The following is a 21,379-nucleotide window of genomic DNA, read 5'->3' as shown; positions in this document are numbered from 1 at the left end:
AAAACTATTCAACAATCATAGACTCCATCATGTCAACTATTCTTGGTGATTCTGCACTTAGGTGTTGCTGAGCCATAGTATATAGCATCTGTTCTTCTTTCATATTGTGCTGTTGCATTAAAATCATTAGAGTCTCTGATAGACCAAAGAACTTATCTTTGTTTCCGTCATCTAAAGCTTCACCCATCTGCTTTACAAGACTTCTCATCTGAGCATGCTCGTGTCTCATCATTGCAGTTGGGCCTTCTGTCATACCAGTCTTTGTCTCAAACTCTAAAAACATAACTCTTTCTTCCATTTGGAAGTGTCTCTCAGTTGCGTTAGCAAACTCTTCAAAATCACCTTTAGCGTCTGCTAAAGAGCCACTAGCCTTTGCTTCCATAGATGCAAAAAACTCATCGCATCTACTATGATCTGCTGTTAAATATTCTTTGATTGTGCTCATTAATGTATACCTTGATTAAATAATTTTTGTATTATATTCAAAAATTATAAAATTGGGATTATCACAAATCAAGCAAATGCTAATGAAAGTAAAATAGCTATTTGTCACCATGATTTATATCATGGTAACTAACACAGAAATTTATATTATGAAAATAAAAATCTTGTTAAAAACGCAAGTCCTGAAGCTCCAATATGTGGCACTCCATAAAGAAAAGTTGCGAAAACTGTAATCAATAAACTTTTTTTAAACTTCAATACAAAAATAATTGAAGATCCAATAAATGTTGTTAAGAAGATATATAACAATGCTTCTACAAGACCATATTGTGGACTATATCCAGCAATTGCTATTGCAAGAGATATAACATAACTAGAAACAAAAAAGTAAGCTACATTTCTTGATGTATCATATCTGATAAAACTTTCACCAAGGTCACAATCCTTTACAACAATTTCCCCACTCAAAACACTCTGTTTCTTCGCTTTAATTGCCAGACTTTCAAAAAACAAAAAAGCACTTAGCGATAAAACTACACCTACTATGATTAATAATGGTAATGATTCCATTTTGTCCTCCAAATAACTTTAAACTAACTAAATTGTAACGTCATATTCACACTTGTATATTAATTATATCTATTAAGTTGTTTTATGAATATAGGTTTAATAATATTTTCTTATCTTTAACTTGATTAAAATTCCTTGTCTATCTTTCATTTGTTATTTAAACAGCTTTTTACTATAATATCTCTCTTTAAAAATAATAGGAATAAATATGAAAAACAAAAAATATATAACTCTAGGTTTTGTCTCTGTAACTATTGCAATCTCTATACTTTTTTCTGCAAATCTTTTTGCAAAAACTACAGATAACACAAAAAAGGAAGCTTCCAGACTTCAAGCTCTAGCTAAATTTACAAAAGTCATTAGTATTGTTGAACAATATAATGTGGATGATGTAACAATTGAAGAGCTAATGGACAAAGCACTTCAAGGTATGATGAATAACCTTGATGCTCATTCAAACTTTCTGACTCAAAAAGACTATAAAAAACTGAAAGTTCAGACAGATGGTGAGTTTGGCGGACTAGGGATTACTGTTGGAATTAGAGACGGGGCACTAACAGTTATAGCTCCTATTGAAGGAACTCCTGCAGATAAAGCTGGTTTAAAAGCCGGTGATATCATCTTAAAAATCAATGAAGAATCAACTCTAAACATGACGATAGACGAAGCCGTTGCTATTATGAGAGGAAAAGTCGGTGATCCTATTGAAATCACAATCGTTCGTAAGGGAGAGGCTAAACCAATCCCTATAAATATTGTCAGAGGTGTTATAACTATCGAATCTGTCTACACAAAAACTATAGGCAAAGATATTCTTTATGTTCGTGTAACAAGCTTTGATAAAAAAGTTGTTGAAGATGTTATGAAAGCTATCAATAAGAAAAAAGCTATGACAAAAGGTATTATTCTTGATTTAAGAAATAACCCTGGAGGTTTATTAGATCAAGCGGTTGGGCTTGTTGATTTGTTTGTAGATGAGGGTGATATTGTTTCTCAAAAAGGTCGTAAAACATCAGATGACCAAGTATATAGCGCTAAGAAAACTAATACAGTTACAAATGTACCTCTAGTTGTTTTAGTTAACGGAGGGAGTGCTTCTGCATCTGAAATTGTTAGTGGAGCGCTTCAAGATCATAAACGTGGTGTAATCCTTGGTGAAAATACTTTTGGAAAAGGTAGCGTGCAAGTTGTACTTCCAATCACAGAGAAAGAGGCTATCAAGCTTACAATCGCTAGATATTACCTTCCAAGCGGAAGAACCATTCAAGCTGTCGGTGTTAAACCAGACATCGAAGTTCAACCGGGTGAAGTTGCAAAAAAAGAGAATGGTTTCTCAATAAAAGAAGCTGATCTTAAGAAACATCTTGAAGAAGAGTTAGACAAAGCTAACGGTCATGACAAAAATAAAGAAAAAATCTCTAAAAAAGCTGAAGAAGATAAGGCTAAAAAAGATATAATCACGCAAGAACAATTATACAAAGATATTCAACTAAAAGAATCAGTTGATATCATGAAAGCATTAATAATCGTAAAAGGATAAAAACTAGAATGGAAAAAAGAGAACTACTGTACGAAGGCAAAGCGAAAAGACTATTTTTAACTGATGATGAGAACTTAGTAATCTCAGAGTTTAAAGATGATTTAACGGCGTTTAATGGCGAAAAAAAATCTAGTGAAGCTGGAAAAGGTGCACTTAACAACAAGATTTCTACTGAGCTGTTTAAGCTTTTAGAAAACAATGGTATTAAGACTCACTTTGTAAAGATGCTAGATGACAATCACATGCTTCATACTAAAGTTGATGTAATTTTAATAGAAGTTATTGTTAGAAATATTGCAACTGGTAGTCTTACTCGTAATCTTGGTATAGAAGATGGAAAAGTACTTCCATTCACTTTAGTTGAATTTGATTATAAAGATGACGCATTAGGTGATCCCAAACTAAATGATCAACATGCGCTGATTCTTGGATTGGTTGATTATCAAGATGAACTAGACAAACTTCGTCGTATGGCTAGACAGATCAATGATATACTTAAGCCGTATTTTGCAGAAAAAGGTCTTAATCTTGTAGATTTCAAATTAGAGTTTGGAAAAGATAAAGATGGAAATATAATCTTAGTAGATGAAATATCACCTGATAACTGTCGTTTCTGGGATATGGAAAGTGGTGAAAAAATGGATAAAGATAGATTTCGTCAAGGTCTTGGCGGTTTAACAGTAGCATACGAACAAGTATTAAATAGAATATTAGGAAAATAATAAATGAAAGCAATAATAAATGTATCTTTAAAAGCAGGTGTTTTAGATTCTCAAGGTAAGGCTGTTCACCACGCTTTAGACTCTCTACACTTCAATGGGGTAAGTGATGTTCGTGTTGGCAAACAGATTGTTCTTGAACTAGATGAGAGTGATAAAACAAAAGCTATGGCTGATGTAACAAAGATGTGCGAAGAGCTTCTTGCAAACACAGTAATTGAAGATTACGAGATAGAGCTAGTTTAATGAAAGTATCTATCCTTCAATTTCCGGGAACGAACTGTGAATATGACACGCAACATGCATTTGAAGCATTGGGTGCTAAAACAGAAATTATTTGGCATAAATCTGAGTCAATTCCAAGTGATACCAACCTTTTGGTAGTTGCCGGTGGATTCTCATATGGTGATTACTTAAGAAGCGGTGCAATTGCAAAATTTTCTCCTGTTATGAAAGCAGTAGAGACCTATGCTAATAATGGTGGTAAAGTTCTTGGAATCTGCAACGGTTTTCAAGTATTGACTGAAGCTGGACTACTTCCAGGTGCTCTAAAAAGAAATGAAAGTCTTCACTTTCTATCTAAGCATCATCATCTAAAAGTTATTAACAATGATAATGTCTTCTTAGAAAAATTAAACAACAATGATGTTGTAAATATTCCTATCGCTCATCACGATGGAAACTATTTCATAGATGCTGATGGCCTAAAAGAGTTAGAAGCTAACAATCAAATACTTTTAAAATATACAGATGCTAATGGCGAGATCAAAAACCCAAATGGGAGTGTTGAGTCTATTGCAGGTATATGTAATAAAGAGAAGAATGTATTTGGTCTTATGCCTCACCCGGAGCGTGCAATGGAGACAATTCTTGGAAGTGATGATGGTGTTAAAATGCTTCAAGGATTTTTAGAAGCGTGATTCGTCTACTTCTTTTAGGGTTGTTATACATAACAACTCTAAACTCAAACGAAACTACTATTATTGATGATAACAATGTATCCTATAATACACTTGAGACAAATCAAACTATTTCTACTACTGCTTCTTTACAAAAAGTCTTATATCTTAATTTTGAGAAAACTCCAGATAGAGTTATAAAAGGGGAAATATTTCCCATAACTATTAAAACACTCTCAACCGTACCAAGTTTTATAGACATCACTTATGAACTTACAAACTATCAAGGTTTAAAAGTTTTAAATGAGATTCCTTATAGAGAAGAAGATTCTAAATACTACCATGATACTTTTTACTTTTTAACAACTTCAAGCAATGCAATATTACCGGACTTTACAGCAACTCTACATGACTATAATAATACTATCCATAAAGAGACTACACTTGTAGGTAAAGAACTAAATGTAGTAACACTAAATCCTAAAAAGAACTTTGCAAATATAGTTGCAGACTCTTTTGAACTACTGGAATATAAAACTTCTTCTTACGATGACCAGCACAATATTGTAGTCTTTGTAGCAACTGCAACTAACTGTGATATTAGTGCATTTAAACTTCAGAATGTTTATAAACAAGGTGCTGAGTCAATAATTGAGTCTCACTTTGATTCAAAAATTGTTTACTATGCAGTTATTAACAAAGAGATTGAGAACTTCTCTTTCTCCTACTTTAACTTAGAAAAAAATGGATTTATACGTCTAAACATACCTATCATTGTAATTGATGACAGTGTGACAACACAGACTGATCTTAAACCAAAAGATCAGTCTCGTGAGAGGCTAAAGATGATGATAGCAGGTGTTGTCGCACTTGTAGCTTTCATCTTTATCCTATGGAGAAGAAAGTACATATATTTAGTGTTTATCATCATTCCACTAGCATATATTGCTTATTTAGCTATTCCTTCAAAAGAAGTTTGTATAAAAATTGGATCTGAGATATATCTTCTTCCAGTTCATAATGGAACTATATTTGAAAGGGCCAGTAGTGTATACCACTTACAAAAAGAGGGAAGTGTGAAAGATTTTGTAAAAGTAAAACTAAAAAATGAAAAAATAGGTTGGGTAAAAAATGAAGATATTTGCACGAATTAGTTGGCTCTTTGCAACTATAATTATTTTTTCTTCTTTAGCACTAATGATAGTTCTTTACTATCTTGTTCCAAGACCATATTCTAGAAAAATATCAGCTTGGCTAATCAGACTCTCAACTTTTTACAGTGTAGATATAGAAGGCAAAGAAGACCCTGAAGCCCAAATGTTTTTGCTAAATCATCAAAGTGATTTAGACATAGGAATAATGGAGACTATCACAAGTAGAGATCTAGCATGGGTTGCGAAAAAAGAACTATTTGACATTCCTTTCTTCGGACTTGCTCTAAAACTCCCCCAAGATATTGCTGTGACTAGAGAGAGCAAGACTTCTCTTCTTAAACTTCTAAAAGATGCTAAAAACAGACTTGATAAAGGCAGAGTCATTACTATGTTTCCTGAAGGAACTCGCTCTTCAAAAGGAAAGATGCTACCCTTTAAGTCCGGTGCAAAGATAGTTGCGGACAAACATAAACTAAAAGTTCAGCCGATAGTAATGCTGCAAACTGCAAAGTACTACAATGTTAAAGAGTTTTACTACAAACCTGGTCGCATAAAAGTGATATATATGGATTCGTTTGTGGCTGACAGAGCTAATCCGAATTGGTTAAATGACTTAAGAGTTAAAATGCAAAAGGTGTATGACGATGAGTTGGCAAACAATCCTAGCCATAGGTAGCGGCGGTTTTATTGGTGCAGTTCTTAGAGCTTACTTTAACGGTCTAATATCTCATAGGCTACCTCACGACCTTCCTTTTGGGACTCTTGGAGTAAATTTAGTAGGAAGCTTCATAATGGGCTTATTAGTAGCTTACTTTATGTATACAACTTTATTTTCTCTTCATGCCAAATCATTTCTTTCTACGGGTATTTTAGGAGCACTTACTACTTACTCAACATTTGCTATTGAGAGCTTCTTACTCTTAGAGGGTGGGCATATATTTTTAGCACTGGCAAATGTATCACTAAATGCTTTTGGTACTATTTTTATGGCTGGCGGTGGATTTTATATCGCTAAGTATTTTTTGAAATAGGTTCAACAACTTCTAAATCATAATAATCTCATCAGCACACCACTTTGCAAGTTCCAAGTCGTGTGTGATAAGAAGCATTCCCATCTCACCAAGAGAGTTCACAAGCATATTCATAACTTCAAGCTGTATAACATTATCAAGTGCGGATGTTGGCTCATCAAGCAGTAAAATATCCGGTTTCATCAGCATAGCTCTAAGGATGGAAGCACGCTGAAGTTGTCCACCTGAGAGTTCATGAGGAAGCTTTAAAAGCAAATCATAGTCAAGGTCTAAACTATTTAAGTAACTCTCAATATCGTCTGTAGATGCTACATCTTCTATCTGGTTTAGTAGTGAGTAACTTGGATGAAAGGAACTGTAAGGGTCTTGATATACTTCAGAGGCAGAGGCACATTCTATAGTTCCGCTTAGTGGCTTAAGGTTTTTTAGTATCAATTCAAAAAGTGTACTTTTACCGGCTCCACTAGCTCCTACTATAGCTTTTATCTCACCTTTTTTTAGAGTAACAGAGAGATCATTAAAAAGTAAAAAATCTTTTTTGTATCCAAAAGATAAATTTTTAACTTCTAATATATTATTCAATAATTAACTCTTAGTAAGTGCTAAATATAATTTAGTTAATTCTTTATATAGGACATCTGGTTTAATGTCACTGTTTTTTTCCCATATATTCTTCATAATAATGTTGTCTTCTACACCGTCCCACTCTTTGATATATGAACCATCTTTATAACCGTTATCTTGACGGAACTGGTTTAGGATGTTTTTACCTACATATAGACGATAGAGAGTCTCTAGGTCAAGACCGCTCATAAGAGTTAGATCAAAGAAGTCTGTTATTAAAGTTTCAAGGTCTAAATCACCTCTGCCAAGAGATGCAAGCATAATACTCTCGACTTTTTCTATTACTTCAGCCTGAGATCCAAAACTCTCATTCTTGGTGTCTACTCTAGAGAAGCTTTCAAGGTTTGAGATATTAATGGCTAAATCTTCTATCCCGCCTCTTAGAGTTTGTGAATAGTTCTCAATAGCTAAACTCATAATAAAGTGCCATACATCAACAACTTCTATCTGTAAGTTTTCCCAATCAGGATCTTGATTTATATTTTTCCAGTGTTTCCATGAAAAACTGTCAATCATCTCCGCACATTCCATATATATGCATCTCTTCCAGTTTATCTCTTTTCCATTCTTTGTAACACCCTTAGTCCATTTATCTCCATTTGTTGCATCATTTAATTGTGCTTGAAGTTGTAACATAAGTAAAATTTTATCCATCAGCTCTTCTCTTTATGTAAATTAATTCACTTATTTTATCTAATATGCTAGAATTCCCTACTTAAAGAGAGAAAGATTTATGAAAAGAATTAACTGTAGAAAATGCCAATTTTATTTTGTGACATGGCAAAAGAATCAACCCCATGGTTGCAAGGCCTATGGCTTTAAATCACCACAAATTCCATCTCTGGTTGTTTTTCAAAGTAGTGGTATGGATTGTTCAATGTTTAAAGAAAAGGAGCCTGCAAAATAATCTTTTTTCCAAATCCAAGATTATTGTCTGTCATTTTGAAATAATCTATTTTTATCTGCCAGAGTTTTGGACTCATAGCGATTGCGTATGGGAATGTCTTAAGGTATAACTTTTTAAGAGACTCATCATTTGCTTCTAAAAATTTACCTTTAAACTGCAAACCTTGAATCTTACCGATAGTTTTTGTCTCTAAAACAATACTGCCAGCAATATTTGGATTTTTTAAAATATTTTGTATATGTGTGGTATCATCACTACTCGCAACGACAAAGGAGATCTCTTTTCCATCAAATGCATAAAAAAGGTTACAAACACTAAGCTCTGAGTCTGCGGAAGTTGCAAGACTCATAACATGATGTTTACTTATAAAGTTTACGATTTTTTCTAAATCACTACTCATACTGTTACTGAAACATAAAGTTTTCTAGACCTTCTGCATCTGTAATCTCTCTTTTGTCTAACATCATTTGACCAATGTCATCTTCTCTTAGCATCTCATATAACTCTCTTGGACTGCTCATATTATAGTAACTTCTCATAAAATCTATAGCCACCTGAAGCTTATCCTCTTTACCGCTAAATTTTTTGAACTCTTTGTATTCATCCCAATCAAATGCTGCCAATGTATTTCCTAGTATTATAATTATTTGCGATATTTTAGCGAAAGTGCTTTGTCTAATCGCTTAATCACTTCTAACATTTTTGTAGTAGAGACTGCAAAATTAAGTCTCATAAAGCCATCACCCTCTCTACCAAAACTAAGACCGGCATTGAGCCCAAGCTTGGCTTCTTCTATGAAAAACTTCCTAAGTGCCTTATTGCTGAGCCCCATCCCTTTACAATCCAACCAAGCTAAATATGTCGCTTCTATTGGTATGACTTTTATTTTATCGCTATATTTCTCACACACTTCTAACAACATTTGATAGTTATTCCATAGATGTGACTTTAAATCTTCAAGCCACTCTTTCCCATCTCTATATGCAGCTTCAAAAGCTACATGACTCAAAACCGAGCCTTGTGCAAAATGAACTTTCTTATAAGACTTTAGGAACTTCTCTCTTAACCCTCTATTTGGTATAGCCACACTGCTCATAGCAAAACCTGCCATGTTAAATGTTTTACCGACTCCAATGGCTGTCACTGTTATATCTCTGGCTTGAGGAGTTAAAGAAGCAAAAGGTATGTGCTTGTTAGGCGCATAGACTAAATCTGAGTGAATCTCATCGCTAAATACGACTATATTGTGTTCTAAACATATCTCTAAAATCTCTTCAAGCTCTTCTCTTTTCCATACTCTCCCAACAGGGTTATGAGGTGAACATAGTAGCAGAAGTCTAGTCTTATCATCAATCTTCGACTTTAAATCTTCTATATCAAAAATATACTTTCCCTCTTCATTTTGCTTAAGAGGATTTTTTAATAGTTCTCTATCATGTTCCATTACACTGTGAAAAAATGGAGGATAAACCGGTGTTTGCACTATAACCTTATCACCAACATCACTAAAAGCTTCTATAGCCAAACTCATAGATGCTACTACAGAGTGCGAGTAAAGCATATCTTCGAGCTCAAACTTTACACCATGTTCATTTTTCATCCACTCAAGCTGAGCTTCAAAGGCACTAATGGGAAACTCTTCATAACCAACTATTGAGTGTTCCAACCTTTTTTTCACAGCCTCTAGAACAAAATCAGGTGTATCTATATCCATATCTGCCACCCAGACAGGCATTACATCTTCCGTACCAAACAACTCTTCCCTTAAAGTATATTTTTCTGCATTTGTATCTTTTCTGCAAGCAGACTCTGAAAAACTATACTTCAACGCTTCTTCCAAACACTAACTTGTGAGATTGTATGCTGATACTTTCTAGCAGTTTCTTTAATAACAAAATCCAAATCTTGAACATGAAGAAGTTCAAACTTCTCTCCTAAAACAACTTTTAGAGAGTCAATAGTTTTAACCTCCTTACCATCAGCATCTACAAAACCACCAAGCCATAACTCTTTAGCAGTTGAGCTCTCTTGCCATGTGTATGGTGAAGTAAGTATGAGAACTCCATTATCATTTAGTCTCTCATCTATCGTGTCTAAAAATAGTCTGGGATTGTAAAGTCTGTCTATTAGATTAGTCGCAATAATTAGGTCATAAGAGTTAAAATTCGGTTTTAGGTTACAAGCATCTCCTTGCCAAAAAGAGACTTTATCTTTTAAGTTCTCATAGCCCAACTCTTCTATCGTGACTTTTTTATTAATTACTAGTTCACCCTCTTCTCTTGAATGAAATGCTACAAAACCCTCATCTTTTAATTTCGCTCCTACTTGAACAAATCTTACAGAGAAGTCTATTCCTTCAACCTCATCAAACTCTTTTGCAAGCTCATAAGTTGCACGTCCTGTTGCACAGCCTAAATCAAGTGCTTTGCCTTTTTTAATTGCAAACTTAGAAGCTATTTTTGCACACTCTATTGCAAAGTTATTAACTCCAAAGTGCGTATCTCCATACTGAAACTCGCAGTACTGAGAAACTAATTCATCACTCTCATAAATATCTATTTCTTCATCGTTTGAATTTTCTGAAATCACATATCTAAATCCTGCATTCTGCGGGAAATGTTTTCTAAAAGCATAACGGGAATGTTTCATAATCAAGTTTCCACTACTAGCCCAAGATGAACCAAGTATAAGAGCGTGCTTATCATCAAAAGTCGGAACTGAGAAATCATCATAAGCTGGATGCACTTCAAAGCCTTCAAAGGCTCGTATCGGAGTCCTGCTCCACTGCCAGACATTTCCAACCACATCAAAAATGCCATTAAAACTAAACTCATTTACAGGGCACGCACTTGCAAAGTGATAAAAGTTTAGATTTGCCCTACTCTCATGAAAGTTCGGTAGATCTTCTAATCTAGATTGATTATAAATAGCTCTGTACTCAGCTTCACTTGGAAGAGAGTATGTCACACCATCTTTTTGACTTTTGTATCTACAAAATGCCTCAGCTTCGAGTGCATTTACATCAACGGGCCAGTCAAGAGGCATCTCTATGATCTTGCTCAGAGTTCTATATTTATATGTTGAATCTTGTAAAACCCAAAAAGCAGGATATGAAGCTCCGGAGTTTTCTAAAAACTCTTTTCCTTCATCATCCCAAAATTCTTTAGTTGTATAACCACCATTTTCAACAAACTCCATAAACTCGCTATTACTAACAAGGTACTTTGATGTTTTAAACTCCTTTACATCTTCTTCATAAGTACCGTACTCATTATCCCAGCCATAAAGATGATGTTGCTTATCTTTACCCAGTTCAATATGTTGTGACTTTATACTTATCATTTCATTTGTAGGAGCATCTGAGCTGTGAGAACACGGTCTCAACTCACTAACTTCTTTTACAAACTCTATTGGCATCTGACGATGAAGTACAAGTGAAGTCTCTACATGAATTCTCTCATGCTCAATCCCCATAATTATTACCCACATATCAGAGTCTTGAGATATTGGAAGAGTTAGAGGCAGAGTCATTATCAACTCATCAACCATCTCTCTAACCTTTACTCTATACTCCCTAACCTCATTAACTGCTGGCCAAGCGTAGTTTTTAGAATCTACATCATCCCAAGACATCTCATCTACACCTACAGCAAAGATAGACTCAAAGTTTGCATCTACTCTTTCGCTTATGATTTTCATATTTATTAATTTATTTACAAAAAAAGTTGCCGTATGTCCAAAATAAAATATCATAGGATGACGAGTCAATTCCGACTTTTTATAAAATACATCATCATTTTTCAGTAATTCGAATACTTTTTCATAGAGAGTAAACGTATTGTGAAAATAGTCTCTTATCTCTTGTCTCTTATTTTGTATGTCGTTTCCATCAAGTGTTACTGGATACATGCTAATGTTACTCAAATGAAGCCTTTAAATTTTGTTATAATCATTATATGAAAATTTATCAAAGTCCTATATTAAATAATTTCTCAAACTTAACTCATGCGTTCACCACTAAGGATGGAGGAGTAAGTAATTCTCCATATACTTCTTTAAACCTTGCCTTTCATGTCCAAGATAATACTTTGGATGTTACAAAGAATCATGAGAAACTGGCATCTGAACTAAACTACGATACAAGAACGCTTGTTCACATGAAGCAAGTTCACTCAAATTTAGTCCATGTTGTTGGGAATAAAGACAACTTTGAGAATCCACCTACGTGTGATGCACTTATAACGGATAGGAAAAATATTCCACTTATGGTAATGGTTGCTGACTGTAGCCCAATCCTCTTTTACGATGCTAAAAAAGAAGTCATAGCAGTTGCACATGCAGGACGACAAGGTGCTTTTAAAAATATTGTTCAAAATGTTATTTACACTTTTACCAACATTTATGACTCTCATGCACAAAATATATCTGTAACTATTGGTGCTGATATTGGTGTATGCTGTTATGAAGTTGGAGTGGAGATTTATGAAGAAGCTAAAAAACTAAATCTTGATTATGCTATAGAAAAAAGAGATAATTCTTTTTATCTAGATGTAAATAAAATCTTAATGACTCAACTACTAACCTCTGATATAAAAAAAGAAAATATTGAAATCTTAAATGAATGTACTTGTTGCAGAAGTGACAAATATTTCTCATATAGAGCCGATAGAACAACCGGAAGGTTTGCCGGTATACTGATGATTAAAGAGTAAAAAATGGATATATTTTTAGAAGAAGCAATCAAAGAAGCAAAAAAAGGTTTGGCTGAGGGTGGAATTCCTATCGGTTCAGTGCTAGTGATTGACGATAAAATAGTTGGACGAGGTCATAATAGACGTGTTCAAAACTCCAGCGCAATTTTACATGCTGAGATGGATTGTTTAGAAAATGCAGGACGACTTAAAGCAAATGATTATAAAAAAGCAACTATATATTCAACTCTATCCCCGTGTGACATGTGTAGCGGTGCCATACTTTTGTATGGAATAAAAAGAGTCATCATCGGAGAAAACACAACATTTAAAGGTCCAGAAGAGTATGTTAAGTCAAGAGGCATAGAAGTAGTAGTTGTTGATAATAAAGAGTGCTGTAATCTAATGGAATCTTTTATTAAAGAATTACCAGAGTTATGGAATGAAGATATTGGGGAATAAAAATATATTTTCCAGCTAAGAGAGTGCTTCTACTTTCTTAGCTAACTGCGCAGGAAGAAGTCCTAGTGACTCTTCTACTAGTTTTGTATTTCCATGAGTTATAAACTCATCTTCGTACTCAAAACTCTCTACTGCGACATCTAAAATCTTATCAGATGCCAAGAACTCTAAGATAGCAGAACCAACACCACCCATTTTAGAACTATCACTAAATACAAACCACTTTTTATGTTTAGTAGCCATATCACGAAGCATATCTTCATCCAATGGTTTTACAAATCTAAGGTCTAATATACTTACATCTGCATCTAATATCTCAGCCGTCTCATATGCACGACCAACACCATTCCCATAACCTATGAAAAGTATGTCGCTGTCACTTGAGCGAAGTAGCTGTGACTTAGCAAGTTCAAACGGAGTTGACTCAGGAAGGTCTGTCTCTGTGAAAGAACCTCTAGGATATCTCACTGAACATGGATGCTGATACTCTGCTGCAAACCCAAGTGCTTGATGAAATGATTTTTCATCTCTTGGAGCAAAAAGTGTCATATTAGGTACAGCTCTTAAAAAACTTATATCAAAAACACCTTGATGAGTCTCACCATCTTCTCCAACTATCCCCGCACGATCAAGTGCAAATACAACAGGAAGATCCATAAGACAAGTGTCATGTATTACCTGATCATATCCACGTTGCAAGAATGTCGAGTAGATTGTGCAAAATGGCTTAAAACCCTCTTTTGCTAAAGCTGCCATTGAAGTTACAGCGTGTTGCTCTGCAATTGCTACATCCCAAAATCTATCAGGATAAGTCTCCATAAGCTCACTTAGTCCTGTTCCGCTTGGCATAGCTGCTGTAGCACCAACAATCTTCTCATCGTTTTTTGCCAGATGCATAAGAACTTCTGTGTATATCTGAGTAGCACTTTTAGCAGAAGATTTCTTTGAACTGTGTCCATTGCTTAGATCAAAAGGACCAACACCGTGCCATTTCTCTTCTTTACCTTCTGCAATATCATAACCCTTACCCTTAACAGTTTGAGCATGAATAATTACAGGTTGATTAAGTTTTTTAGCTGTCTGCATAATCTCTATAAGCTGAGAAAGATTATGTCCATCAACAGGCCCAATATAGTTAATACCCATCTCTTCAAAAAGCATACCCGGAGTAATAAGTTTTAAACTTTCTTCCATTCTCTTAGCAATATAATGGGCACCTTCGCCAAAATTATCTACAAAGTTTTCTGTATGTTTTTTAAACTTTTGGTAAAACGGAGATGCCATTGCAGAACTTAACATTCTACTCACAGCACCTATTGGTTTTGCAATACTCATCTCATTATCATTGAGTATGATAACCAGCGGATATTTTCTATCACCGAGTTCATTTAGTGCTTCATAAACCATACCAGCAGTCATAGACCCATCACCTATCATAACAACAGGTATTCTGCTATCCTGCTCATTTTTAAGAGCAATTGCTTTAGCAGCACCAACTCCTAAAGATATAGATGTTGAGCTGTGTCCTGCTACAAAATAATCATGTTTAGATTCACTTGGCTTTGTGTAACCACATGTTCCGCCAAACTGACGTAGTGTATCGAACTCTTCCCATCTGTCTGTAAGAAGTTTATGTGCATATGATTGATGCGAAACATCAAAAATAAAAGGATCTTTATTTGAGTCAAATACTTTATGCATTGCTACTATTAGCTCTGTTGCACCAAGTGTTGAACTTAAATGCCCGCCATTCTTACTGACAACTCTTAAAATTTCTTCTCTTATATCTTGGCAAAGAACCTCGAGTTCTTTTATACTTTTTTGTTTAATATTCATATTATTTTATTCACTTAAGGCTGCTCTTTTTACTCTCTCAAATCTTTTTGAGATCTGCGCATCTATATTTCCTGCATCACTGATGGCAATAACGCCACCTTCACTTACAGCACTATCTGAGATAATATTTACATGATCCAGTAAACCAATGCTTTGAGATATCTCACCATGGTTTTTAGGGTTTACTTTTAGTGTTATTTTTGAAGCGCTCTGCAACTCTTTTATAAGTTCATTTGATAGAACTTCAGCTATAGCAGTTGAACTCTCATTTAATTCAATATTTATAACCTCTTTCGAAATATCAAGAGCCGCACTGATTAACTCACTTTTGATACCTTCTAAAGCTCTTTCGTAATCGTGTGCACTTTTTTCCAATGTTGCTACAGAAGCAGAAAACTGAGCTAAACCTTTTGACATGTTAGTTTCTTCATCTTTAGCAGCTTGTTCTTTTCCTGCTAATATACCTTCATTAAAAGATTCCGTCTTTACTTTTTCAAGTTCTGCCGTATGTTCTTCACTCATAGATTCTAACTTCATCTGAAGTTTTATAAAATTTGATGACATCTCATCAGTCTTTTTCATCAACGATTCAATAAGTGAATCTTTTGAGCTTTGACTCATAGAGCTAGAGTCTATATCACTCTCTCTAATACCTGGATTATTATCTTTTGTAAGAGTAGGTTTCTCTGTTTCTTCTTCATGTCCTGTACCACCCATAGGTAAAACTTTGAAGGTATACTTATCTACGGTATGTTTTGTTAGTCTATCGTTTGAGATTACAGTTGCCATAACAATTACCTACTCTACCATCTCGTCAGTTGAACCCATTTGTATTGTTCCTGCTTCAGCAAGTCCGTTAACAATTTCAACAATTTTTCTCTGAGAATTCTCAACATCTTTCATTTTAACAGCACCAAGGAATTGCATCTCTTCATCAAATGCTTCTCTAGCTCTCTCAGACATTGCAGAGAAGAACTTCTCTTTAAGTTCTTCAGGTGCACTTTTAAGACCAAGCATTAACTCTTTTTTATCTACAGTTTTTAAAATCTCTGTAATAGCATTCTTATCTAAAGTTACAATATCCTCAAATGTAAACATCATCTCTTTAATCAGAGTTGCAAGCTCTTCATCGACCTGCTCAACTTGAGAAAGCGTAGCTTTTGCCGACTTAGCACCAAGACGGTTAAAGATATCTGCAACTGCTCTCGGTCCACCAACTTCAACTTTGTATGAAGCAAGTGATTCAAGTTTAGACTCTAAGACTGCAGAGACTCTTTTAATAACTGAAGGAGAAATATCTCCAAGTTTTGCCATTCTCATAGCAACTTCAGAACGCAGATCATCCGGGAAGTATTGCAGAGTGTCTGCCGCTTCTGTAGCATCCATGTGAGCTAATATAAGAGCAATCGTTTGAGGATGCTCGTTAACAATAAAGTCTGATAACTGCTGAGGCTTGATTTTTGAAAGGTATGAGAAATTTTGAGTATTTTGCATACTTTTTGATAACTTTTCTAAAACTTTTTTTGCCTCTTCAGGTCCAAGAGTTCTATAAAGAAGTTCCCTTGCATACTCCATACCACCAGTAGTAAGAAACTGTCCTGATTGAAAGATTGCATGAAACTCTTCAAGTATAGCAGTAGCAACAGCTTTTTCAACTGACCTGTTACCTGCAATAAATTTTGATACTTCAGTAATTGCATCTACGGTCATGTTGGAGAAGATTGCTGCTGTTGACTCTTCCCCAAGTTGCATTAGTAAAATAGCGATTTTTTCCGCCATACTCATTTCATCAAAAGCTGCTTGTTGCGTTGGGCTTAAATTCATTATCTAACTATCCTCTCTCTAGAACTGTCTTCTTCTTCTGTTAAGAGTGATTGAAGTAAAGACGCTATCTCTTCTGGTGCATCTTCTGCCATATTTCTAACTTTTTCAAGAAGCACTTCATGCTTAAGTTCATCTTCGTTAAAGCCTTCACCTACACCAAGCTGACTTTCAACTTTCTTACGCATCTGTTGAACTTTTTCTACTAAGTCTTCCTCTTCATCATCATCTATATCAAGCATTGGACGGTCAAACTCCTCATCCTCTTTAGACACCTCAAGCATTCTAAGAGCAAATGGAGAGATAACTTTTTTGTACAGAATAAGAAGTAAAATAAGAACAAATAGATATTTAAACACTCCAGAGAATGGTGCTAAATAAGTTTGACTAAATGTTACAGCCTGAGATACACCATCAACTTCAATATGAGAATCACTTCTTTTAAACTGCAAGTTTTTAACGCTTATTTCATCCCCTCGAGCTTCATTAATACCTATTGAACGTCCAACCAATGATGATAATGCGTCTAAGTCACTCTCTTGAAGCGGCTCATACTCAAGAACATCAGTTGCTTTACCCTCTTCATCTGTTTTAAACTTATACTTTCCATCTACAATAACTGCTGCGCTGATTCTTTTTATACGAGCAAACTGAGACTTCGTAGTTGATACAGTCTTACCAACTTCATAGTTAGTTGTACCACTGTTTTTTTCGTATTTCTCACTAGTCTGATTACTTTTAAGTCCTTGAACAGGTCCAATGTTACTGACAGTACCTGGTACACCGCCTATTTCAGCAGGAGCACCGCCTTCTCTCTTCTCTTCACTAACCTGCTCGCTTCTCACAACATTTTCAGGATCAAATGTTTCAGACGTAGAGTTTTGAATAGAAAAATCGAACTCTATAGTTACCTGAGCAACTACTTTTTCATTTCCACCGACAAACGGAGAAACTACCTGCATGATCTTTCTTTGTCGCTTCTTTTCTTCTTTTGTTTTAAACTTTTGCTGAACAGCTGATAACTCACCCATTTGAGCCATTTCATCTTCATCACCTAAAGTTTCACCTTCAGAATTAATTAGCATTACATTTTCTGACTTCATCTTTGGCACTGCAGAAGCAACAAGGTTTTTAATACCGCGTATCTGCTTAGGAGAAAGTCTTTGACCTTCTACAAGTTGAACCATGACTGAAGCACTCGGATCAACTTGTTTTGCAATAAAAAGAGTATCTTTGGGAATAGCTAGACTTACACTTGCAGATTCAATAGGGATAAGAGCATTGATAGTACGTGAGAGTTCACCCTCTAATGCACGAAGGTATTTAACATTTTGATCAAAACTTGTAGCACCAAACTCTTGTGTGTCAAAAAGTTCAAATCCAACACCACTGTTTTTAGGAATACCCATAGAAGCAATTGTAATACGCTCTTTGTAAACAATATCTTTGGGAACTTTGATAATGTTGTTATCTTCTAGTTTATATTTTATTCCATCTTTTTCTAATTGATCAACAATCTTAGCTGCATCTTCAGAACTTAGGGAATTAAAAAGGATTTCATATGAATCATCTGTAGTTTTCTTAGCCGTATAAACAACCATGAAAATAAGAAATGAGACTATACCGATAATGGCAGCAGCAATGATAATTCTTTGCTGTTTAGTTAGCTTTGAATAGAGAACAACTAACTGAGAAAAAAGTATCTTAAAATCCATTAACTTCCCATTTTATAATTACAAAATTTCTGATGTTAGTTCAAAAAAGCGAGTGTTCTGCTCTTGTGTTCCAACCGTTACTCTAATAGCGTTCATACCATATCCGCTAAGATCTCTAACTATCATCCCACGTTTTAAAAGAAGGTCTGCAACTAAAGAAGATTTTTGGTTCGGATTTAGACATAAAGTAACAAAATTTGTATAGCTGTTTATTATATCTATTTTTTGCTCTTTTGCAAACTCTTCATAGCGTTTCATCTCATTAAAGTTATCAACTACACTTTTGTTTACAAATTCTTCATCTTCTAGGGCAACAGTTGCAGCCTCTAAAGATAGTGTAGTGATGTTAAAAGGAGGTCTGAGCTTATAAAGCTCTTTTATGATCTTAGCATCTGCTATACCGTAACCAACACGCATACCGCCAAGTCCATAAGCTTTTGAGAAAGTTCCAAGATAAATCACATTATCAAACTGCTCAGCTAAATCTTTAGGCTTCACCTCTTTAGAACTGTCTTTAACTAAAGCATACTCCATATAAGCCCCATCTACAACTACAAGAGTGTCACTGTCTATCTTTTTTACAAAATCAAATAGTTTACCTGCGTCTATAGCATCTCCAGTCGGATTGTTTGGAGTACACAGAAAAATTATAGAAGGTTTTTCTTGCTTATATATCTCATAAAACTCATCTAAATCATGCTCTTGCGTAGCAGTTCTTAATATCTCTGCTCCTACGTGCTTTGCATAGATTTCGTACATTGCAAATGTAACAGAGTTCATAAGTATTTTAGACTCTGAGTTAGCTTTTGCATGAATTAAAAACTCAATCACCTGATCACTTCCCGAGCCAATGATTACATTCTCATTCTCTACATCAAATCTCTTGCTAAGTGCACTCTTTAGAGCTATCATGGAGTCATCAGGATATAGAGCCATTTTTGCAACTATCTTTGATACAGCTTCTTGAACCTTTGTCGAACAACCGTTAGGATTTTCATTAGAAGCCAATTTAATAATATCTTTCGGTTCAATACCAAACTCTCTTACAACTAACTCTATAGGCTTTCCAGCTTCATAGTTTTTAATATCTTTCATCTTAGAATTAAAGTTCATCTTCACCCTTTACATAACTTCCAAGCCAAGTCACTTCTGCATCGTGCTTAGATAGTACCTTTTGAATATGGGGTTCATCTATATGCCCATAAAAATCTATATAAAACCAATAACCAAAACCTGACTGATCTTTTGATGGACGGGATTCTATTTTTGATAGGTTTATCTTTTCATCATCAAAATCTTTTAAGAAATGAACAAGAGAACCGGCTTCTTTTGCATCTTCAAGTTTTACAAGTATTGATGTCTTATCATGCTCACTTATAGCATTTTTAAAGTCACTCAGGATAACAAAACGAGTAGAGCTGTCATGCTCATCTTCTATGTTTTCATACATCGTAGGAACCTTATAAAGCTTAGCTGCGATATGAGAACAGATTGCAGCAGAATTTGAATCTTCAGATGCAAGAATTGCTGCTTTTGCTGTTGATTCTACTGGTATATGCTCTATATTTATAAGACCATGCTCAGATAAAAACTCTCTACACTGACCAAATCCCTTATCTTTTGAGTAGATTCTTTTTATATCTGATATCTTCGTTGCATGAGTTACAAACGACATATGAATCGGCATATATAGTTCTGCTACAATTTTCACAGAACTCTTAGCAAGTAGATCTAGTGTCTCTCCAACAATACCGTCTTTAGAGTTTTCAATTGGCACAACACCGAACTTTGCTCTTTTTGACTCCAAGGTCTTAAACACAGAGTGAATTGAACTAACAGAGATATAATCACTCATAGCCCCAAAACGGCTCTCTGCAGCTTGATGAGTAAATGTGCCTTCAGGTCCTAAGTAAGCTATTTTTTCCGGACGTTCCAAGTTTCTTGAGACTGCAAATATTTCTAAAAATATCGCTTCAATAGCGCTTTTGTTTAGAGCTCCACCACTGGCTTTACTCTGTGCTTCAAGTCTTTCAATAATAGCTTTTTCTCTTTCTGGTCTGTATATCGCACCGCCAGATTCGTTCTTTATTTCACCAACTCTCTCAACAACTTTCATTCTTTTATTAAGAAGTTCCAGCATCTCATTATCAATAGCATCTATCGCATTTCTACAATCATCTAAAGTTTTCATATCGCCTCCAAAATATTCTGCATATCACCATAAACTGAATCAGGTCTAAGTTCAGGCTTTAGGAATGGAACTATTTCATCTTCTGTTTTATACTTACCGCTAGTTACAAAAACTGTCTTCATTCCCATCTCTTTTGCTCCGCCTAAATCGCCTTTAACATCATCACTGATCATAGTCACATTACTAAACTCAGCGCTGCTGTCTTGTTCTCTTAACTTAGCTAGAGATTCGTTGTAAAAAGCCTCACTTGGTTTTCCAACAACTTCATAAGTAACTGACGTTGCAAATTCAAGCATCTTTAAAACAGCTCCAACTCCAGGATATCTCTTAGAGTTTTTAGCGTATATCGATGTCTCATGCATTCCGACGAGTTTTGCACCAGAGAGTAAAAAGTCTATCATCTGAGCATATTCGTTCGCATCAAAATCTTCTTTTATTGCTACTAAAACTGTCTGCGGGTTTTCATAATTAAGAGTGTAGCCCATAGAGACAAGAGTCTTTAAAAACTCATCTGCACCATAAGCTGCAACTGACTCTTTAGAAACACGAGACTCCAGAAGCATTAGAGGATCAAGATACTTAGAAAAATCAAATTCAAAACCAATAGAACGAAGATAATCATAAAAATCTCTTGATGCTTTTTTGGTGTTATTTGTAATAATCATGTATGGAATGTTTTTCTCATTACACATCTGAATAAACTCTAAGCTTCCACGAATCGGAGATTTATCACTGTCGCTGATTAGAGTGCCCTGCACATCGATGAAGTACATAT

At 34.9% G+C, this 21,379-nt stretch carries 24 protein-coding genes; 9 read left to right on the top strand and 15 right to left on the bottom strand.

Annotated features, from left to right (window positions below):
- Positions 1–4: 4 nt before the first annotated feature.
- Both ABZC13_RS00190 and ABZC13_RS00185 read right to left on the bottom strand, forming a co-directional pair.
- Positions 5–445, bottom strand: a complete 441-nt coding sequence (locus ABZC13_RS00190) for a hemerythrin domain-containing protein (protein WP_372998196.1) — start codon at positions 443–445, stop codon at positions 5–7.
- Positions 446–591: 146 nt separating this feature from the next.
- Positions 592–1,014, bottom strand: a complete 423-nt coding sequence (locus ABZC13_RS00185; RefSeq protein WP_372998193.1) for a hypothetical protein — start codon at positions 1,012–1,014, stop codon at positions 592–594.
- Positions 1,015–1,222: 208 nt separating this feature from the next.
- Here ABZC13_RS00185 and ABZC13_RS00180 point away from each other — a divergent pair, with 208 nt between their 5' ends.
- The 7 genes from ABZC13_RS00180 to crcB are packed head-to-tail and all read left to right on the top strand — an operon-like array spanning position 1,223 to position 6,357.
- Positions 1,223–2,554 (top strand): S41 family peptidase, encoded by a 1,332-nt coding sequence (locus ABZC13_RS00180; RefSeq protein ID WP_372998190.1) that lies wholly within the window; start codon positions 1,223–1,225, stop codon positions 2,552–2,554.
- Positions 2,555–2,562: 8 nt separating this feature from the next.
- A complete protein-coding gene (purC, locus tag ABZC13_RS00175) occupies positions 2,563–3,276 on the top strand; it encodes a phosphoribosylaminoimidazolesuccinocarboxamide synthase (protein ID WP_372998187.1) in 714 nt (237 codons plus the stop codon).
- Between the two features lie 3 nt (positions 3,277–3,279).
- Positions 3,280–3,519 (top strand): phosphoribosylformylglycinamidine synthase subunit PurS, encoded by a 240-nt coding sequence (purS, locus tag ABZC13_RS00170; protein ID WP_372998184.1) that lies wholly within the window; start codon positions 3,280–3,282, stop codon positions 3,517–3,519.
- Positions 3,519–4,193 (top strand): phosphoribosylformylglycinamidine synthase subunit PurQ, encoded by a 675-nt coding sequence (gene purQ, locus ABZC13_RS00165; RefSeq protein ID WP_372998181.1) that lies wholly within the window; start codon positions 3,519–3,521, stop codon positions 4,191–4,193. The genes purS and purQ overlap by 1 nt, the downstream gene beginning before the upstream one ends.
- Positions 4,190–5,326 (top strand): hypothetical protein, encoded by a 1,137-nt coding sequence (locus ABZC13_RS00160; protein WP_372998179.1) that lies wholly within the window; start codon positions 4,190–4,192, stop codon positions 5,324–5,326. The genes purQ and ABZC13_RS00160 overlap by 4 nt, the downstream gene beginning before the upstream one ends.
- Positions 5,304–6,002, top strand: a complete 699-nt coding sequence (locus ABZC13_RS00155; RefSeq protein WP_372998176.1) for a lysophospholipid acyltransferase family protein — start codon at positions 5,304–5,306, stop codon at positions 6,000–6,002. Before ABZC13_RS00160 ends, ABZC13_RS00155 begins: the two co-directional genes overlap by 23 nt.
- The gene (gene crcB, locus ABZC13_RS00150; RefSeq protein ID WP_372998173.1) at positions 5,971–6,357 is read left to right on the top strand and encodes a fluoride efflux transporter CrcB; all 387 of its coding nucleotides are present in this window, start codon (positions 5,971–5,973) and stop codon (positions 6,355–6,357) included. The genes ABZC13_RS00155 and crcB overlap by 32 nt, the downstream gene beginning before the upstream one ends.
- Positions 6,358–6,369: 12 nt before the next feature.
- Here crcB and ABZC13_RS00145 read toward each other — a convergent pair whose 3' ends face one another.
- The 6 genes from ABZC13_RS00145 to ovoA form a co-directional block, all read right to left on the bottom strand.
- Positions 6,370–6,939 carry an ATP-binding cassette domain-containing protein gene (locus tag ABZC13_RS00145; protein ID WP_372998169.1) on the bottom strand — a complete coding sequence of 190 codons (570 nt, stop codon included), beginning with the start codon at positions 6,937–6,939 and terminating at the stop codon, positions 6,370–6,372.
- 3 nt (positions 6,940–6,942) lie between these two features.
- Positions 6,943–7,635 carry a dUTP diphosphatase gene (locus tag ABZC13_RS00140; RefSeq protein WP_372998166.1) on the bottom strand — a complete coding sequence of 231 codons (693 nt, stop codon included), beginning with the start codon at positions 7,633–7,635 and terminating at the stop codon, positions 6,943–6,945.
- A 227-nt stretch (positions 7,636–7,862) separates the two neighbouring features.
- Positions 7,863–8,288: a pyridoxamine 5'-phosphate oxidase family protein gene (locus tag ABZC13_RS00135; RefSeq protein ID WP_372998163.1), complete on the bottom strand. Its 426-nt coding sequence runs from the start codon at positions 8,286–8,288 to the stop codon at positions 7,863–7,865.
- Positions 8,289–8,292: 4 nt separating this feature from the next.
- Entirely contained in the window at positions 8,293–8,511 is a 219-nt protein-coding gene (locus ABZC13_RS00130) for a hypothetical protein (protein ID WP_372998159.1), read from the bottom strand.
- Between the two features lie 20 nt (positions 8,512–8,531).
- Complete coding sequence (locus ABZC13_RS00125) at positions 8,532–9,716, bottom strand: PatB family C-S lyase (RefSeq protein ID WP_372998156.1); 1,185 nt, start codon at positions 9,714–9,716, stop codon at positions 8,532–8,534.
- The gene (gene ovoA, locus ABZC13_RS00120; protein WP_372998153.1) at positions 9,713–11,812 is read right to left on the bottom strand and encodes a 5-histidylcysteine sulfoxide synthase; all 2,100 of its coding nucleotides are present in this window, start codon (positions 11,810–11,812) and stop codon (positions 9,713–9,715) included. The genes ABZC13_RS00125 and ovoA overlap by 4 nt, the downstream gene beginning before the upstream one ends.
- A gap of 32 nt (positions 11,813–11,844) precedes the next feature.
- Between ovoA and pgeF the strand changes: the two genes are divergently transcribed.
- Both pgeF and ABZC13_RS00110 read left to right on the top strand, forming a co-directional pair.
- Positions 11,845–12,600: a peptidoglycan editing factor PgeF gene (pgeF, locus tag ABZC13_RS00115; RefSeq protein WP_372998150.1), complete on the top strand. Its 756-nt coding sequence runs from the start codon at positions 11,845–11,847 to the stop codon at positions 12,598–12,600.
- Positions 12,601–12,603: 3 nt separating this feature from the next.
- Positions 12,604–13,041, top strand: coding sequence for a nucleoside deaminase (locus tag ABZC13_RS00110; RefSeq protein WP_372998147.1), 438 nt, complete (start codon positions 12,604–12,606; stop codon positions 13,039–13,041).
- 15 nt (positions 13,042–13,056) lie between these two features.
- Here ABZC13_RS00110 and dxs read toward each other — a convergent pair whose 3' ends face one another.
- From dxs to ABZC13_RS00075, 7 genes are read right to left on the bottom strand one after another with little or no spacing between them, the layout of a single operon-like run.
- On the bottom strand, positions 13,057–14,877 hold the full coding sequence (dxs, locus tag ABZC13_RS00105; RefSeq protein WP_372998144.1) for a 1-deoxy-D-xylulose-5-phosphate synthase: 1,821 nt from the start codon (positions 14,875–14,877) through the stop codon (positions 13,057–13,059).
- 6 nt (positions 14,878–14,883) lie between these two features.
- Positions 14,884–15,666, bottom strand: coding sequence for a flagellar assembly protein FliH (fliH, locus tag ABZC13_RS00100; RefSeq protein ID WP_372998141.1), 783 nt, complete (start codon positions 15,664–15,666; stop codon positions 14,884–14,886).
- 9 nt (positions 15,667–15,675) lie between these two features.
- A complete protein-coding gene (fliG, locus tag ABZC13_RS00095; RefSeq protein WP_372998138.1) occupies positions 15,676–16,701 on the bottom strand; it encodes a flagellar motor switch protein FliG in 1,026 nt (341 codons plus the stop codon).
- On the bottom strand, positions 16,701–18,413 hold the full coding sequence (gene fliF, locus ABZC13_RS00090; protein ID WP_372998135.1) for a flagellar basal-body MS-ring/collar protein FliF: 1,713 nt from the start codon (positions 18,411–18,413) through the stop codon (positions 16,701–16,703). Before fliF ends, fliG begins: the two co-directional genes overlap by 1 nt.
- 18 nt (positions 18,414–18,431) lie before the next feature.
- Positions 18,432–19,526 carry a histidinol-phosphate transaminase gene (gene hisC / locus ABZC13_RS00085; RefSeq protein ID WP_372998133.1) on the bottom strand — a complete coding sequence of 365 codons (1,095 nt, stop codon included), beginning with the start codon at positions 19,524–19,526 and terminating at the stop codon, positions 18,432–18,434.
- Complete coding sequence (pheA, locus tag ABZC13_RS00080; RefSeq protein WP_372998130.1) at positions 19,516–20,604, bottom strand: prephenate dehydratase; 1,089 nt, start codon at positions 20,602–20,604, stop codon at positions 19,516–19,518. Before pheA ends, hisC begins: the two co-directional genes overlap by 11 nt.
- Positions 20,601–21,377 carry an HAD-IIA family hydrolase gene (locus ABZC13_RS00075; RefSeq protein WP_372998127.1) on the bottom strand — a complete coding sequence of 259 codons (777 nt, stop codon included), beginning with the start codon at positions 21,375–21,377 and terminating at the stop codon, positions 20,601–20,603. Before ABZC13_RS00075 ends, pheA begins: the two co-directional genes overlap by 4 nt.
- Between the last annotated feature and the right edge of the window lie 2 nt (positions 21,378–21,379).

Origin of the sequence: Sulfurimonas sp., from assembly GCF_041563035.1 — a bacterium.
GTDB lineage: Bacteria > Campylobacterota > Campylobacteria > Campylobacterales > Sulfurimonadaceae > Sulfurimonas.
Note: the sequence above shows the minus strand (reverse complement) of the source record. Positions and strands in the feature narration are given on the sequence as shown.

Bases quoted from the DNA above. Each gene is read 5' to 3' on its own strand.
- ABZC13_RS00140 (WP_372998166.1), bottom strand. From the start codon at position 7,635: ATGGATAAAATTTTACTTATGTTACAACTTCAAGCACAATTAAATGAT.
- ABZC13_RS00075 (WP_372998127.1), bottom strand. From the start codon at position 21,377: ATGTACTTCATCGATGTGCAGGGCACTCTAATCAGCGACAGTGATAAA.
- fliH (WP_372998141.1), bottom strand. From the start codon at position 15,666: ATGGCAACTGTAATCTCAAACGATAGACTAACAAAACATACCGTAGAT.
- ABZC13_RS00190 (WP_372998196.1), bottom strand. From the start codon at position 445: ATGAGCACAATCAAAGAATATTTAACAGCAGATCATAGTAGATGCGAT.
- hisC (WP_372998133.1), bottom strand. From the start codon at position 19,526: ATGAACTTTAATTCTAAGATGAAAGATATTAAAAACTATGAAGCTGGA.
- fliG (WP_372998138.1), bottom strand. From the start codon at position 16,701: ATGAATTTAAGCCCAACGCAACAAGCAGCTTTTGATGAAATGAGTATG.
- ABZC13_RS00185 (WP_372998193.1), bottom strand. From the start codon at position 1,014: ATGGAATCATTACCATTATTAATCATAGTAGGTGTAGTTTTATCGCTA.
- dxs (WP_372998144.1), bottom strand. From the start codon at position 14,877: ATGAATATTAAACAAAAAAGTATAAAAGAACTCGAGGTTCTTTGCCAA.
- ABZC13_RS00180 (WP_372998190.1), top strand. From the start codon at position 1,223: ATGAAAAACAAAAAATATATAACTCTAGGTTTTGTCTCTGTAACTATT.
- ABZC13_RS00135 (WP_372998163.1), bottom strand. From the start codon at position 8,288: ATGAGTAGTGATTTAGAAAAAATCGTAAACTTTATAAGTAAACATCAT.
- ABZC13_RS00155 (WP_372998176.1), top strand. From the start codon at position 5,304: ATGAAGATATTTGCACGAATTAGTTGGCTCTTTGCAACTATAATTATT.
- purQ (WP_372998181.1), top strand. From the start codon at position 3,519: ATGAAAGTATCTATCCTTCAATTTCCGGGAACGAACTGTGAATATGAC.
- ABZC13_RS00110 (WP_372998147.1), top strand. From the start codon at position 12,604: ATGGATATATTTTTAGAAGAAGCAATCAAAGAAGCAAAAAAAGGTTTG.
- purS (WP_372998184.1), top strand. From the start codon at position 3,280: ATGAAAGCAATAATAAATGTATCTTTAAAAGCAGGTGTTTTAGATTCT.
- purC (WP_372998187.1), top strand. From the start codon at position 2,563: ATGGAAAAAAGAGAACTACTGTACGAAGGCAAAGCGAAAAGACTATTT.
- pgeF (WP_372998150.1), top strand. From the start codon at position 11,845: ATGAAAATTTATCAAAGTCCTATATTAAATAATTTCTCAAACTTAACT.
- pheA (WP_372998130.1), bottom strand. From the start codon at position 20,604: ATGAAAACTTTAGATGATTGTAGAAATGCGATAGATGCTATTGATAAT.
- fliF (WP_372998135.1), bottom strand. From the start codon at position 18,413: ATGGATTTTAAGATACTTTTTTCTCAGTTAGTTGTTCTCTATTCAAAG.
- crcB (WP_372998173.1), top strand. From the start codon at position 5,971: ATGAGTTGGCAAACAATCCTAGCCATAGGTAGCGGCGGTTTTATTGGT.